12 protein-coding genes are annotated in these 14,991 nt (G+C 66.5%); 5 read left to right on the top strand and 7 right to left on the bottom strand.

Annotation, left to right across the window (positions count from 1 at the left end; all coding sequences use genetic code 11):
* From AC0L5F_RS00340 to AC0L5F_RS00330, 3 genes are all read right to left on the bottom strand, one after another.
* Entirely contained in the window at positions 1 to 1,662 is a 1,662-nt protein-coding gene (locus AC0L5F_RS00340) for an NERD domain-containing protein (protein WP_473314619.1), read from the bottom strand.
* A 13-nt stretch (positions 1,663 to 1,675) separates the two neighbouring features.
* Entirely contained in the window at positions 1,676 to 2,848 is a 1,173-nt protein-coding gene (locus tag AC0L5F_RS00335) for a T3SS (YopN, CesT) and YbjN peptide-binding chaperone 1 (protein WP_473314618.1), read from the bottom strand.
* Positions 2,849 to 2,932: 84 nt separating this feature from the next.
* Positions 2,933 to 3,409 (bottom strand): helix-turn-helix domain-containing protein, encoded by a 477-nt coding sequence (locus AC0L5F_RS00330; RefSeq protein ID WP_473314617.1) that lies wholly within the window; start codon positions 3,407 to 3,409, stop codon positions 2,933 to 2,935.
* 71 nt (positions 3,410 to 3,480) lie between these two features.
* Here AC0L5F_RS00330 and AC0L5F_RS00325 point away from each other — a divergent pair, with 71 nt between their 5' ends.
* Genes AC0L5F_RS00325 through AC0L5F_RS00310 form a run of 4 tightly spaced genes read left to right on the top strand, consistent with a single transcriptional unit; the run spans position 3,481 to position 7,028 of the window.
* Positions 3,481 to 4,767 carry a vWA domain-containing protein gene (locus AC0L5F_RS00325; protein WP_473314616.1) on the top strand — a complete coding sequence of 429 codons (1,287 nt, stop codon included), beginning with the start codon at positions 3,481 to 3,483 and terminating at the stop codon, positions 4,765 to 4,767.
* 50 nt (positions 4,768 to 4,817) lie between these two features.
* Complete coding sequence (locus AC0L5F_RS00320; RefSeq protein ID WP_473314615.1) at positions 4,818 to 5,663, top strand: N-formylglutamate amidohydrolase; 846 nt, start codon at positions 4,818 to 4,820, stop codon at positions 5,661 to 5,663.
* Positions 5,660 to 6,193 carry a hypothetical protein gene (locus AC0L5F_RS00315; protein ID WP_473314614.1) on the top strand — a complete coding sequence of 178 codons (534 nt, stop codon included), beginning with the start codon at positions 5,660 to 5,662 and terminating at the stop codon, positions 6,191 to 6,193. Before AC0L5F_RS00320 ends, AC0L5F_RS00315 begins: the two co-directional genes overlap by 4 nt.
* Positions 6,156 to 7,028, top strand: a complete 873-nt coding sequence (locus tag AC0L5F_RS00310; protein WP_473314613.1) for a hypothetical protein — start codon at positions 6,156 to 6,158, stop codon at positions 7,026 to 7,028. The genes AC0L5F_RS00315 and AC0L5F_RS00310 overlap by 38 nt, the downstream gene beginning before the upstream one ends.
* 355 nt (positions 7,029 to 7,383) lie before the next feature.
* Here the strand turns inward: AC0L5F_RS00310 and AC0L5F_RS00305 are convergent, their stop codons facing one another.
* A complete protein-coding gene (locus AC0L5F_RS00305) occupies positions 7,384 to 8,880 on the bottom strand; it encodes an ADP-ribosylglycohydrolase family protein (protein WP_473314612.1) in 1,497 nt (498 codons plus the stop codon).
* Positions 8,877 to 9,725 carry an ARPP-1 family domain-containing protein gene (locus AC0L5F_RS00300; protein ID WP_473314611.1) on the bottom strand — a complete coding sequence of 283 codons (849 nt, stop codon included), beginning with the start codon at positions 9,723 to 9,725 and terminating at the stop codon, positions 8,877 to 8,879. The genes AC0L5F_RS00305 and AC0L5F_RS00300 overlap by 4 nt, the downstream gene beginning before the upstream one ends.
* 103 nt (positions 9,726 to 9,828) lie before the next feature.
* Here AC0L5F_RS00300 and AC0L5F_RS00295 point away from each other — a divergent pair, with 103 nt between their 5' ends.
* The gene (locus AC0L5F_RS00295) at positions 9,829 to 10,506 is read left to right on the top strand and encodes an NrtR DNA-binding winged helix domain-containing protein (protein WP_473314610.1); all 678 of its coding nucleotides are present in this window, start codon (positions 9,829 to 9,831) and stop codon (positions 10,504 to 10,506) included.
* Positions 10,507 to 10,537: 31 nt separating this feature from the next.
* Here the strand turns inward: AC0L5F_RS00295 and AC0L5F_RS00290 are convergent, their stop codons facing one another.
* Both AC0L5F_RS00290 and AC0L5F_RS00285 read right to left on the bottom strand, forming a co-directional pair.
* Complete coding sequence (locus AC0L5F_RS00290) at positions 10,538 to 12,208, bottom strand: GmrSD restriction endonuclease domain-containing protein (RefSeq protein ID WP_473314609.1); 1,671 nt, start codon at positions 12,206 to 12,208, stop codon at positions 10,538 to 10,540.
* On the bottom strand, positions 12,195 to 14,990 hold the full coding sequence (locus tag AC0L5F_RS00285) for a restriction endonuclease (protein WP_473314608.1): 2,796 nt from the start codon (positions 14,988 to 14,990) through the stop codon (positions 12,195 to 12,197). Before AC0L5F_RS00285 ends, AC0L5F_RS00290 begins: the two co-directional genes overlap by 14 nt.
* Between the last annotated feature and the right edge of the window lies 1 nt (position 14,991).

The raw sequence follows: 14,991 nt of genomic DNA, 5'->3' as shown, positions 1-14,991 counted from the left end.
CTACCCACGAAGCCGCTGCAGCACCTTCGGCCCGCCGACGGTCTCGATGTGCTGCGGATCTCCGCACACGACGAGCAGGTCGCGGGCACGGGAGAGGCCGGTGTAGAGACGTTCGGTGGCGCGGTCCTGGCCCGGCTTCTCGTTGACCGCCAGGATGATCGCCGGCCGCTCGAGCCCCTTGAAGCCGAGGACGGTGCCGTAGAAGACCTGATCGTCGTCCCAGAACGAGTCCCAGTAGCCGTGCCAGCCGAGCGTGTCGTAGCGGGCCTTGTGCTCGGGGTGACGGCTCCCCGTGGTCAGCACGGCGATGTCCGACGGCTGCCAGCCCTGGTCGATCAGCTGGTCGACCATGTCGTCGGCGTGGTCGAGAGCGTCGCCGTGCGGGCACTCGACGAGCTGCACCTCCTCGCCCTCGTGGTCGCTCACCCGCAGCCGGTTGGGCGCCATCGGCGTGAACGCACGCGAGATCTGGCGCGTGTTGCGCAGGTTGCGGTCGAGGATGAGCGGCACCAGGCCCGCGGGCGAGTCGCCGAAGCGCGAGAAGATGCGCTGCCCCTCGTCGGTGAACACGTACAGGCCGCCGTCCTCGAACTTCAGCGCCTCGAGCACCACCGGCCACCACGAGTCCGCGAAGTCCTGCGCCTCGTCGATGACGATGGCGTCGAAGAGGTCCCCCCATTCCTGCTCGCGCACCCGGTCGAGCATCTCGCGCGGCAGCTGGTTCTCCCAGAAGTCGGAGTCGTCGTTCTCGCCGGCCGGCGCTCCCCACTGCTCGCCGAGTCCGTGGAAGGTGCCCACGTAGGCCGGGTGGTCGCTCGCCTCGAAGGTGCCCAGGCGCCGCTTCATCCACTCCGCGAGTCCGCGCGAGTAGCTCATCAGCGCGACGCGCTTGCCGTCGCGAGCCAGCCGTCGCGCCTGCTCGACGGCCAGCCAGGTCTTGCCGCTGCCCGCTCCCCCGCGGATCTCGACCTGGTCGACATGCGCGATGAAGTCCAGGATGCGCGACTGCTCGAGGCTGAGTCGCTCGATGATCTCGTCGTGCTCGGCGACGCGGTCGGCCACGTCGTCCGACGGCAGCAGCGACTGGCGCTGCGGGAGGAAACGGCCCTGCAGCGCCTCGTGGATCGCCACAATGTCCGACGTGTCGCACGCACGCTCCTGGCGCTCCTGCAGCAGCAGCATGTTCTTGACCCGGCTGACGATGTCGGCCATGTCGTCGCGGTCGACGGCCATCCACCGGTGGCAGTCGGGCATGTCGAACTGCGGCTCGAGCCGCGTGTTGGGCAGCACGATGCCGTGCACCCAAGCGATGGGCCGCTTGCCCGCCCACGCCATCGAGTCCTCGACCCAGCGCTTCAGCACGTGCTTGGCCGTCATGGCCTGGGCGACGGGGTCGCGGCGCTTCGGCCCTTCGGGGAGTCGCTGGAACCAGTGCCCGTTCTCCACCCAGACCTGACCCCCCTTGATCTCGAGCACGACCACGCCGAGCCCGTCGAACACGACGGCGATGTCGAGCTCATAGTCGCGTCGGGTGTCGGTGAACCGCTGGTTGGCGATCAGCAGGTCGTTCTCGCCCAGGCCGTCCTTCAGCGCCTTCCACACGCGCTGCTCGGCTCCGCTTGCGAACTTGGGCTCTTCTGGCCACAACATCGGCGTCGACATGTCGCAGATCCTTTCAGGCCGCCGGGTCGTCGCGACGTTCATCGGCCGGAGCGTCTGCCGTTCGCTCGTGGATGATCGCCGACCCCGCGTCGGTCAGCGCCTCCGCGACGTCACGCCACGCGACGACGTGGTCGATCAGGGCTTGTTGCCTGGCTCCCGTCGCGGACGCCACGCCCGCACGTGCCGCGTTCGCGTGGGCGGCGGCCGCACGACGCCACTGGGTCAACGTCCGAGGCGAGTCCGCGGCGAGATGACGCGCCAGCTGGACCATCGCCGCTCGACCGCCCGCGGCGAAGACCAGCAGGAGGTCGGAGTCGACCTGGTTGTCCGTCGCCGGGTCACGCGGCGGCAGCTCGGCCCTGGGGGCACGCTGAACCTTGGCGCGGACCCGGTCTGCACCGTCGGCGAGGTAGCCGAAGGTCGAGTCGATCGCTCGGTCGAGGTGGTCGGGACAAAACGGGCCTGCGTTGACCGTGGTGCTCACGATGACACGGTCGCCCTGGACCGAGAACGAGAAGAAGTGCAGGCGAGCGCCCAGCTTGGCGACGACCTTGCGCGCCTTGCGGATGTCGACGTCGCGAGCCACCACCGCCCAGACCTCGATGATCTGCCGACTGCGGCTGATGACAATGCGCAGCGAGTCGTCTTCACGGGAGATGCCGATGGACCCGTCGCGGCTGATCCGGGGGTCACGACCGAGTTGACGTTCCACCACCCGTCGTACCCACTCGGCGAGCTCCTCGTGCGATCCCGGCATGACCGACTCGGGGAGGTCCGGCACCGCGCCGGATGGCCGGCTGACGACGGCGGTCGGCGGGTCGACCAGCACCACGTCGCCCTCGAGCACCTCGACGAACGACGGGTGCTGGGCCCCGGCGGCCATCAGCTGCTCGGCCACCCGACGGACGTACGCGTCGATCTTCTTCCGGTGGAAGTGAATCGGCTCGTGGCGCGACGCCGAACCGTCGGAGGTGAAGCGGTCGGCCCACCGCCACGTTGCGACGTAGCGCCCGGACCGCTCCGCTCGGAACAACACCGTGGCGTCCTGCGCGTCTGCGCCACTCACTCCGAGCCGCAGCACGTCTCCTTCGTCCATGTCGGCCAGGTGGTCGGCCAGGCGCACACGCATCCGCAACCATGCGGTCGCGACGGAGTCGTCGACGACCTTCTCCTCGTAGCTGACCATGACCTTGCTCCCTTCGTCGACGACCTGACGATCTCGACGCTAGAGAGCACGTGTGACATTTTTATGCATCTGGCTAATATCTGCTCAGTCGCCAGCGCGCCGATTCTGATCCATCATGCGCTGCATCGCACGCTTCTGAACCTCGGCCAGGACGTCGAGACGTTCGTCGGCGTCGAACTCCTCGAGCAGGTCGATCATGTCGCCGATGAGGTCGTCGCGCGAGCCCGGCCCGGATCCGGCCACGACACGCGAGGACGAGCCGGCCGGCGGCATCGAGAGTGGACCTCCGGACAGCAGCTGTTCTGAATACTGCTCTGCTTTCAGCACTTGTTGACTGTCCTTGAGGTCTGCCGGGATGGTGCGCTCCAAGTCCTCGAGCTCGAGCCCCAGGGCTCCGGCGATGGCGTTCGCCGCCGATCGCGAGGGCTTGCGCAGACCCGTCTCCAGCTGGGAGATGTACGGGTACGACAGCTCGGACGCCTCCGCCAGCTGGGCTCTGGACAGGCCGCGCCGCTCGCGTTGCTCCTTGATGACCCGGGCGAACGGGGGAAGAGTCGTCACCACTGCTCCTTGCATAATCTATGCAGTATGCATTATGCTGCTTGCACAAGCCTAGACGAAAGGAGCCGAGAATGGAACTCAACACTCGTCTCGACCGGGGCCGTTATCACTGGTTCTCCCGGGACCTCACCTCCTCCGACCGCGCATCCCTGCTGGTCGAGGTCGTCGCACCGTCGCTCCCCGACCGGAAGCGCACCACTCCCACGAACCTCGTGGTGGTCCTCGACCGCAGCGGATCGATGGGCGGCGGGCGTCTCGCCCACGCCAAGCGCGCCCTGCGCGACGTGGTCGACCGCCTCTCCCCCGGCGACACCTTCGGCCTCGTCACGTTCGACAACGACGTCGACGTGGTGGTGCCGGCCGGACCGGTCAGCGACCGCGATGGCATCAAGCGCGCCATCGACGGCGTGGAGGCCCGCGGCAGCACCGATCTCGGGGCGGGGCTGCTGCGGGGCCTCAAGGAGGCGCGGCGGCTCGAGGCGACCGAGGGCGTGCGGGTCCTGCTGATCAGCGACGGGCACGCCAACCAGGGGGTGACCGACGCTGACGTGCTCGGTGGCCGCACCGGCGAGTTCGTCCAGCAGCGCATCACCACGTCCACGCTCGGCATGGGTCTGGGCTACGACGAGTCGCTGCTCGAGACCATCGCCCGCGAGGGTGCCGGCAACCATCACTTCGCCGAGGAGGCCGACACGGCCGCCGGCGCGATCGGCTCGGAGTGCGGCGAGCTGCTGGGCCAGCGCTACCTGCAGTGCCGGCTCACCGTGACGTGCGGCAACGGCGTCAAGGCGGTCTCGGTGCTGAACGACGCCACGACCCGCCCGGTCGAGGGCGGCGTGTCGATCGAGCTCGGGAACCTCGCGCCGGAGCAGACCCGCAGCCTGGTTCTGCAGTTCACGCCCAAGCGGGCCTCCAAACCGGGGCGCCGCAAGGTGGGCACCCTGCGGCTCGCGTGGACGCTGGCCGACGACCTCAGCGACCAGTCGACCTCACAGACCGTGTGGGCCCAGGTGGCCGCACCCGGCGACAAGCCGGGACGGTTCGACCGCGAGGTGACCTCCGAGGTGCTGTTCCAGCGGGTGCAGCGTCTCAAGCGTCGGGCCGCCGACGCCCTGCAATCCGGCGACGTGCCTGCCGGCCGGCGCCGGTTCGATCGCGCCATCGCGCTGCTTCGCACCGAGTGGGACACGATCCCGCTCGACCGGCGCTACGAGTTCGCCAACGAGATCGACCTGATCACCGCGGCGATCGAGCAGCTGGACCGCTTCGGCGACGTGGGCGCCAACCGCACCTCGAAGGCGCTGTACGTCGCCAACGTCGCCTCCTCTCGACGCCGCGACCGCAGGCGGCCGCAGTGACGGACTCCTCTGCCGAACCTGCTCGCCAGGGAGGCCGCGCGCGGCCGACCGTGAGGGAGCGAGGAACGAGCGACCGAGGCGAAGCCGACGCCAGCGCGCCCGCCTTCGAGGTGATCCCGGGCGACGCCGCCTCACCGGTGATCATCCACGTCCCTCACGCATCGCGCGCGATCCCCGACGACGTGCGCGCGGGCCTCGCGCTGTCCGACTCCGGACTCGCGCGGGAGCTCGACGCGATGACCGACGCCTTCACCGACGTGATCGCGGCACGCGTGTCGGAGCGCACCCCCGTTCGTCCCTGGTCGTTCGTCAACCGCCTGTCGCGGCTCGTGATCGACCCCGAGCGCTTTCCGGACGAGCGTGAGGAGATGAACGCCGTCGGCATGGGCGCCGTCTACGCCACCACGTCGGGCGGCGAGGTCCTGCGCCGCCGTCCAGACGAGGTGGCGGCGGAGCTGGTCGATCGCTTCTACGCGCCCTACGCCGAGGCGTTCGCCACCCTGGTGGAAGAGCGCCGTGCCGCGTGGGGCCAGGTCACCATCGTCGACCTGCACTCGTTCCCTCTCGACCCGTTGTCGTACGAGCTGTACGGCGACGGCCCTCGACCGGAGATCTGCCTCGGCACCGACCCGTTCCACACGCCGGTGGACCTCGAGATTGCTGCCATCGAGGCGTTCGCCGACTTCGAACAGGGACTGAACACGCCGTTCTCAGGCTGCTACGTGCCGCTGGGGCACTACGAGCTCAGCAGAGAGGTCGAGGCGATCATGATCGAGCTGCGCCGCGACCTCTACATGGACGAGTCGTTCCAGCTGGTCGTGCCTGCGCTGGAGCCGATCGTGGCTTCCCTCGCTGCGTTCGTCGACCACATCGACACGCATCGGCATCAGCGATGAGCACACCGATCTGGTTCCTCGACGTCGACGGCGTGGTCAACGCCGCCGGCAAGAACCTGCCCGAGCACCTGACCCGCACGAAGGCCACGACCGAGGGAATTGAGTGGCCCATTCACTATTCCCCCGATGTCGTCGACTTCATCAACATGACCCACCGCGCCGGACTCGCCGAGGTGCGCTGGCTGACCACCTGGTCACAAGACGCCCGCACGTCGCTCGCGCCGGCCGTCGGTCTCGACGACTTCTTTGCCTACGACATGTTCGACAGCGACGACTGGTGGAAGGCCGAGGTCGTCGACCGGTCGATCGCCCATGAACGCCGCCCGATCATCTGGACCGACGATGACCTCACCGACCGCGACATCGCCGACCTCCAGCACGCTGAGGCCCCCGTCCTCGCCCTCGCCCCGCGCACAGAGCGCGGCCTCGCCCTGTCCGACCTCTATCGCATCCACAGCTTCGCGTTCGCTCACACCCCTCCACATTCCTGCCATGATTGCTCTGGAGGTGCCTACCGGAATGAGTGCTAACAACGAACATCCGCTTCCCCGTCTGGTGTTCATCCACGGAACATCGGGTCCGAAGTCGCGGAAGGCTTGGCTCGGCCCGCTCAACGCCGCACTCGGCGATGCCGGCCTGAGTGCGTGGACGGTCGACAACCTCGCGGCACCCAGCTATCACAAGGAGCTGCGAAAGGCTCCTGACGGGCAAGCGCGGCGGGCAGCCCCGGAGCCCGCGAGCGCGACTGCCCGCCGAGCGTACGAGCGGAACCAGTCGGACCTGAGACTCGCGCTCGAGGGTTTCGCGCACGGCCGAGTACCGCGGCGCGCCCTGGTGCCGGACAGGGCGCGGCGGTCCGCGGCAAGAATCGTGCGGGGCAACCTTCCAAAGTTCAAGAAAACCGCAGAGCAGTATCGCGACCGGCGGGAGCGAGTGTGTCGGAAGGTGGTCGATGAGCTCGGCTCGGGAGACCTCATCGTCATCGGGTACAGCCTCGGCTCGGTCGTGGCCGCTGATCTATTGACTCGGCTTCGACCCGACCAGTCGGTGCGACTTCTCCTCACTGTGGGCTCCCCGCTCGGTGCCGGGAGCTGGGACAAGACCCTCAACTCCCTGAAGCACTTCCCGTTCGACCAGGTTCACTCATGGGTGAACATCCACAACACTCGCGACGTGGTGACCGGATTCGTCGGCTTGGAGGACCGCTATCCCACGGTCGTGGATGTGCGCATCAAACGCTTTCCGGGGAGGCCGTCCTTTCGGCAGACGAAAGCCGCGGTGATGCATGAGCACAAGATCGGCCCCTACCTGGCCCACCCTGCCGTGTCCGCAGCCATCGCCTGGGCGCTTGACCGCCGAGACTAGCCGCCCGCTGGCGATTGATGGCAGTCAACGTCGGCGTCCCTTGTCTCCGAAGACGACGAACCCGTCGGACAGGAGCCGGTTGTGGCTACGACGCTCGTTGCGCCTCGCCTCGGCAGCCGAGTCGAAGGGTCCTGGATAGGGAACGTCTTCGAGCAAGGACGACCGTGTCGGATCGATCATGCGTCGGAAGACCCTTCCGCTCAGCTTGCCGACCGCTTGGTGCTGCGCCAGCCGCTCGACTGGGTCCTTCGAGGTGTAGCCCACGTACACGACTCGACCCTCCCCACAGCGCCTGTCACGGTCGTCGAGAGCCTCGCGATCGAGCTCGATGACATAGACGTGGAACGGCACGTGCTCATTCTGCTTCCGGGAGGAACGGGCGTCGACCTGTCGACCGGCGAGTCTCCAGCCGGGCGAGAGCTTCGCGGAACCCGCGGTTCGGGCGGGCGAAGGGCAGGGCGCCACACACGGCAGGCATCGCCTCGGCCAGCGGGATTCCGCGCAGCATCGCGTAGGCGATGCCGCCGGTCGGCGTGCGGGAGTGGGCGGCCACGCAGTGCAGCAGGACAACCTTGCCCTCGTCGCGCAGGCGAGCGACCGTCCGGGCCACGTCGACGAGCACGAAGTCGAGGTTCGGGTTGTACGACGGATCGGACTCGTCCATGAGCCGGATCCCGATGTGCTCCAGACCTGCGGGCACCTGCGTGCGACCGGTGAGGCACAGGCTCACCACGGCGTCGACGTCGTCGGGGATCTCGTCGAGCGCCGTGGCACCGGCGAGCCAGACTCCGTCGTCGAACGGGTGACGGGCCAGCGAGTCGGCCCCGTACTGGTATCCCGTGTAGTCGATGTGGTCGACGAGCGGCCACCTGTACTTCGCGGGCTCGCCGCCGCGCGCGATGAGCACGGCGAGGTGCTCGAGCTCGCGACCGGTGAGGCCGGGCCAGCCGTGGAGCACCCGCCGCCAGTCGGCCGGGATCGCGCTCATGCCCCAGCGCGCGCCGAGCAGCGCCCCGGCGATCGCCGCGACCGTGTCGGTGTCGTGACCGATACGGATCGCCGCGCCCAGCGCGTCCTGCAGATGCACACACGCGAAGTCGTCCGACGGGACGGGTGTGTGCGTGATCGCCGACCACGCCGCCTGCAGCGCACCGACGGACCACCCGTTCTGGGTGAACGCCGACGGGTCCCTGGACTCGGCCTCGGCGACGCGCTCCCGCCAGACCTCGGCGTTCGGCATCCACGGCTCGACCTCGTCGAACGTCGGCAGCTCGCCCGTCAGCACGGCGTGTCGGATCATCAAGCACCAGAGGGCGCACGCTTCCTGCGCGTGGTCCTGGAAGTGGGTCAGCGCGCTGACCGCCATTGCCGCCTCGACGAGGCCGTCGGGGTCGTCGAGGTAGGCGAGGGCGACCGGACCGGTGCGCATCAGCGAGCCGTTCCCGGCGCTGCGGCCGGACTCGTCGTGGACCGACCTTGCCGCGGCGGTCATGCCCGCGCCCGTGGGATCGGACTGCGCTCGACGCAGGACGGCCGCCGTCTGGATGCCGACGTCGGCGGGGCCGCCGACGAACCACTCCAGGAACCCGTCGGCGATCTGGTCGAGCGCCTCGGTCGACCGGAGGTCGACGCCGGAGGCCGCGACGCGAGCGATCGCCACCGCCTGAGCGGTGTCGTCGGTCCACTCGCCCGGCTCGAACCCTCCGAGTCCGCCGCCGATCATCGCCGGGACGAGGTCGGGACCCGGGTAGGTGAACTCGTAGCCAGCGCCGAGCGCGTCGCCCACGGCCGAACCCAGTAGCACACCACAGGCGCGGTCGACCTGGGCCGCGGTCAGCTTCGGGGTGCTCATGCCGACACCGCGTTCAGCTCGTGCCGCGGGTTGGTCAGCACCAGGTGCGCATCGGCCCCGTCCCAGCTGAGACCTGAGACCTGCACGTGCTGGTTGCGCCCCGCGATCGCGCGGCCGAGACCCGCAGCACCGATCGGCTGGACGTCCACCCGGCTCGCGCGCTCGACGAACCGACGGGCGCGCCGCGAGGGCGTCGCCACCACCGGCAGTCCGATCGCGTCAAGACCTGCGGCGCGAACGATGGCGTCGAACTCGCGGACCAACGTGTCGTGGTCGGCGAAGACCTCGGCGAACAGCGGCTGACCGGACACCGCGACGAGCACGCCGATCTGGCCCGGCAGCTGGCGCACGTGGTCGGCCAGGTCAGCCACTCGGCCTGCCTCGCGGTCGGCGTGCTCGGTGAACGACGCGGTGGCGGTCGTGCCGAGTGCGTCCTCGTACTCACGGACTCGGCTCCAGACCACCTCCTGACGATCCTCCTGACGCAGCGCCGACCGGACGCGGCCGCTGCCACGGCGGCCGCCCCACCGGTGATCGCGACCGCCGCCCCAGCGCCCCTCCTCGACGCAGACGACCTCGACCGATGCGGTCGAGCGCGGCCCGACGATGGACGACTGGGCGGCCATGCGGTTCTGCCAGCCGCCCTCGAGGACCTGGCCCTCGAACAGGATCGCCGGCAGCTCGGCCAGGTTCTGCACCTGCAGCGAACCGACGTCACCGACCTCGACGATCCGGACGGCGTCGGTGGCCGCGACGTGCGGCCGAACACGGGCGAACTCGCCCCAGATGGGGAACACCGTCATGGCGCCCCGGGTGGATCCCCCACCCACGTGAAGTGCTCGCATGCGACCACCTTCTCTCTTTGCGCAACTCTGCGTTAAGTCCGATGGGGGGACCATAGCATCCCACTTGGACACTTTGCGCAATTCCGCGCTTAGACTGTCCGACATGGCGTCCCTGACCGACTATCCGCGCCCGAACGTCGCCGTGGACGTGGCCGTCTTGACCATCGCCGAAGCCGGTACTCCCGGCGCCCATCTCGCGACTCTGGTCCTCGACAGCACCGTCTCCCTCACCGGCAAGGTCGTCCCCGGGCGATTTCTTCGCGAGGGCGAGACGAGCCATGACTGCATCGCGATCACCCTGCGCGAGAAGGCCGGCCTCGACGCCGGCGACCTCGAGCCGCGCCTGCTCCGCGTGTTCGACGCCCCCGACCGCGACCCACGTGGCTGGACCATCTCCCTCGGCCACGTCGTCGCACTCCCCCGGGTCCCTGGCCGCCTCGTCCCCGTCGACTCACTCCCCCCGATGCTGTTCGACCACGACGTGATCGTCGCGGAGGCCGTCGACGACCTCCGCTCGCGCTACGAGACCTCCCCCGACCCCGACGGACTTCTCACAGGCCCCTTCACGCTCTCAGAGCTCCGCGCCTACCACGAGGCCATCCTCGGCGAGAGAATCCGCCGCGACACCTTCCGTCGCCGGATGGAGCCCCAGCTCGCGCCGCATGTCGTTGTTGGCCGACAGGCGTCCCGCACGGACGGCGGCCGACCGGCCAGGCTGTGGGTACGCGGCAGCAGGCCGTCGCCGGATCGCGGCGAGCAACCCCGTCTCCCACGCACGTAGTTAACAACCCCGCGACTCGCGGGTCGACCGGCTAGATCGCTGCAGGAGGTTCCGACTGCAGGGCCCATCCGGTGACCTCAGCGATGGAGGTCGTCAACTCGTCTTCACGCCATTTGCGGAACGCGTCGAAGTCGTCCCCGGCGAGAGGACTAGACGGACCGGTCGGAAGTGTGTGGCTCTCGAGAATTGCGGAGACAAGCGGATCCCCCAACGAGTCAGCCATATCGGCGAGGTAGAGCGACGGCGCCTTCGCCCGAATCTTGTTGTTGGTGGAGGCATCGATCAGCGTCCGATTCAGAATGCAATCTTTCTCATGCTTCGGTACCAAATCTCCAAGGTAGGCCTGCGGGAAGATGTGATGGTCTTCGATCTGCTCTGCTCGGATCCGATCCGGAGTTAGGGGCTTTCCAAAGTGAAAGTCCAGCGGGTACTTCCGTAGGGACACGGCCAAGACGGCTCCGTACAGGGCGTCGTTACTGCTGGTGATGGTTCGGAGCGTTGGGAAGTCAGGGTGCTGTGTCACTGACGGCGCCTCGCCGCCGGTCAACCATGACTCAAGCTCCGGGAAGTCATTGGCCGTTCGGGAGTTGCCCTGCGTCGCGTAGCGGCGCGCAAAGGTCGCGCACCAGAACCACCGCTTCAACTTGTCGCGACGCGCACCAACTTCCGGCCCGGCCGCCGAATCAATCACCCGCCACACGGCAGCCATCGTGAGAAGCATGGTCGAGTACGGCACGTACTTCGACGTGAGTACACCGCACTCCGCCTGAATCAGCTTGAGGGCCTCGTGCAGATACCTCGAAGCGTCAGCCCAACGCGGTTCAACGTCAACCTTGACATCAAGCGCCAGAACGTTGCCACGGACGGGGTTTCCCTTTACCCACGTCGCGATCACCTGAAGGACGTAGTACGGGTCGATTCCGAACTCGGAAAGCAACGGATTCGTCTCCCACGCGTCCTTCTTGAGCTGTCGTAGCTCGACTCCTTGCGCATATCCACGTGCGACAAGCAGGTCGAACACCGAGAGCTTCTGCCCCGTCCTGTTCAGAGTCTCGAAGATTGTGCAAACGGCATCCAAGTCAGTGTCGCTGGCGAGGGTCGTCACTGGGAACTGATACTGCAGAACAGGAGTGATCCACTCCTTCTCAATCTCGTTCAACTGCTGACGGACAGTTTTGAGATCCGCAGAGGGGTTCTCTATCTCCTTTGCATCGATAACCTCGTCTCGCCAATTGGCAAAGTCACGCAACCGACTCAACGGGAGCATCAAGTCCTTCGCCTGTCCAGAGATCGACGCCCACTGCTTGCATCGCTTGACGTGATAGACCTCAACCGCCTCATCGATCGCTTCACCGCAAAGCAAGTCCAAGAGATTTAGGAAGTACAAGTAGTCGCCGCGGCCGTTGAAGGCGAGGCTCAACGACGTGAGTCGCTGCTGCCCGTCGAGCGCCAGGTACGTCGGCAACTTCTCCCCAAGGTCGGGGGCCTTCTCGAACGCCCTCGGCTGGAATGTCTTGACCCCACCCTGCAAGAGCAGGATCGTCCCCGCTGGGAATGCTTGAAAGACCGACCGGACTAGCTCTCGCGTCTCCGAAGCTTTCCAGACAAAGTTCCGTTGAAACTCCGGAAGGGCGAGGTCTCGTTGCTCGATCTGATCCAGCAGGTAGCTCAGATGCTTCTTCTCGGCCTCAAAGCTTGTCATCGGCGTAGTCCTTCATCGTCTTGAACTCCGGCGACAGCTCGATCAGCGTCTTCGGATCACTTCCAAAGTTGAAGTCGATCTTAAGTGCGCGGAAGTGGGCGTCGCCGAACTTGATCTTCCAACCCTCGCTCTCCCACTGGAGCGCGTCGATCTGGTCGGTGCCCTTGGTCTCGCGCACCAGATACAGCTGCTCTCCACCGTCGTCGCGCTTCACGAAGGCCCAGTCGGGGTTGTAGTTCCCAAGTGGGGTGGGGATCTTGAACCAACCTGGGAGTTTGAGGAAGAACGGAATCGCGTCGTGCTGCTCGAGGTAGCGCGCGAACTCAACCTCCACTTTCGAGTCACACACAACTTTGTCGGTGATCGACTTCGTGGCCTCGACAACAAACTCCGGCTTCACGATCGTCGTCTCCTGGTGCTGCGACCGGAAGAACTCCGCGCTCCAACGGTCATCACCCGACTGCGTGTAGACGATTCCCTCGGCGACCTGGGCGTACAGCGCTTGGTTCAACGCGTCCGTCACGAGATCGATGAAGAGCGACGGGTTGGTGCGCACTTCTTCCAGGCGATCACACGACGACAGGATTCGCACGATCGTCGCTCGCGAGAGCGGTACGCGGCGGCACAACTCGCCGACTACGTCAGGCAGCCGGCGGGCGCCCTCGACGACTACTTCACCGCGATCCGAGGACTCGGCGCCGTCCACTCCTTCCGCCACCACATCTACGGCCTGCTTGCTCACGCGGAACTTGATCGGCTCCAGCTTCCGACCGTCGTTCATGGCGTTCACGCGCCTGACGGCTTCGTCCACCACCTTGTCGGTCTTGAAATCCAGCTGGTAGGTGGTGCGGCGTGAGATCCGGTCCCACAAGGACCTGAAGATGGGGTCTTCGAGCACCGCCTCTTTGAGAGTCAGCGTGATCTTGTCCTTCTTCACGTCGACGACACGGTTCTTGAAGGTCACTCCGGTCTCGTCTTCGATCTCCTTCTGGAGGGCACCGGCGAACTTCGCAAAGCCCTCGTGCGCAATGACAGTGACCATGTTGACTTCGTCGACCCGGCATCGTTCACCGTTCGCCATGACGGGGAGCCGGAGACCACGACCGATCTGCTGTCGCTTGCGCATCTGCGACTTGCCGTCCTGCAGGTTGCAGATGGTGAACACGTTGGGGTTGTCCCAACCCTCGACGAGCGCAGAGTGGCTGAAGATGAATCGGAGGGGCTCGTCTGCGCTGAGCAGCTGCTCCTTGTTCCGCATGATCCGCTCGAAGGCGGCGTTGGCCTCCTTGCTGGCTCGCGCGTTTCCTTCCTTGTCTAGCTGGGTGTCCTTCGGCTCGCCCTTGGCCGTGGTCGCGAAGTACCCGTCGTGCACGTCGCTCACGTCTGGCATGTCGAGGCTGCGGTAGCGCGCATCACTGCGCACCAGCTCGTACTCCTGCTCGAACCAGCTGCGGAACTTGCTGTCCGCGGGGTGGTAGTTCGCGACTCGGTCGATGAAGAAGATCGTGAGCGGCTTGATGGCGGAGTCGATGATGCCTCGGCGCAGCTTGAGCTTGAGCTGCAGCTCCTTCTCGAAGTGTGACTCGATCGCCTGCCGGAGCATGATGCGCTGTTGCTGCTCGACCTCGTCTGTCGTGCCGCGGCCTTCCCGGACCATACGGCGATTGCCGAACTCGACGTAACCTGGCGCGCCATCGAACCCCGCATGAATGTCCTCGACAGCCCAGCCTTCGTAGATGGATCGACTACCGCTCAGCTCGAACAGGTCGTCATCCTTCCGCAAGGTGACCGTGGTGAGCTTGGTTCCCTGCTTGGTCGCCTTGAAGATTCGAGCCGTCGCGGTGACGTCGGTGGAGGTCGCCTTGATCTTGGAGACCTCGACGTACGCGTCGTTGAAGTCGTCGTCCTTCACGACGGAGAGCACGCCGATCCGCTTCACCAGCCGCATGTCGTAAGCATCGACAGGAGTGAGTCGGTACACGAGGTGCTTTAGGTCGCGGTGCGTGGCCGAGTAGCGGAGTCGCAGCAACGGAGAGAGCGACTTGATGGCCTCCTGACGAACGGGCGTCTCCATGTTCTGCGGCTCATCCATGACCACGATCGGGTGGCACGCCCGCAGGAACTCGATCGGCGCGTAGCCGCTCATCGTGTCGGTCGGTCGGTTGATCACGTTCGTCTCCTTGGTGAAGGAGTCGATGTTGATCACCATGATCTGCAGGTGCGACGCCATCGCGAACTGGCGGACGCGCGTGAGCGCGTTGCTGTCATAGACGTATGAGTCGTACTGCAGTCCCGAGTAAAGCTCGCGGATGTGGTCCTCGAGCAGCCGGAGGCTCGACAGCACTCCCTCACGAATCGCCACGCTCGGCACGACGATGACGAACTTGGTGTAGCCGTACTTCAGGTTCAGCTCGGCGATCGTCCGCAGGTAGACGTAAGTCTTCCCGGTACCCGTCTCCATCTCGACACTGAAGTCGAGGTCCGACGATCCGGGCTTTAGGTCACGACGAAGATCGAGCGGGATGGCCGGAGCATTCTGACCGTCGTCGCCGAGCACGTCCCTGTCCTGCACTCGACGCAAGTTCGAGAGAAGCGTGGCTGAATCGAGTGACAGCGTGTTGCCGTACACGACCTCTTCGAAGCCGTCGAGTGTTCCGGTGGTACTCAGCTCCGCTGTCGTGAACCCCTGTTGGACGACCTCCTGCCCGTCGAGGAGTCCGACGACGCTGGCGATTGCATCGAGCTGAAACGCCTGGCTGGCGTCGAACTTGATGTCGATCACA

The organism is Aeromicrobium sp. 10G20-16, from assembly GCF_055809665.1.
The sequence above is the reverse complement of the archived record's forward strand: the minus strand, read 5'-3'. Positions and strand labels throughout refer to the sequence as shown.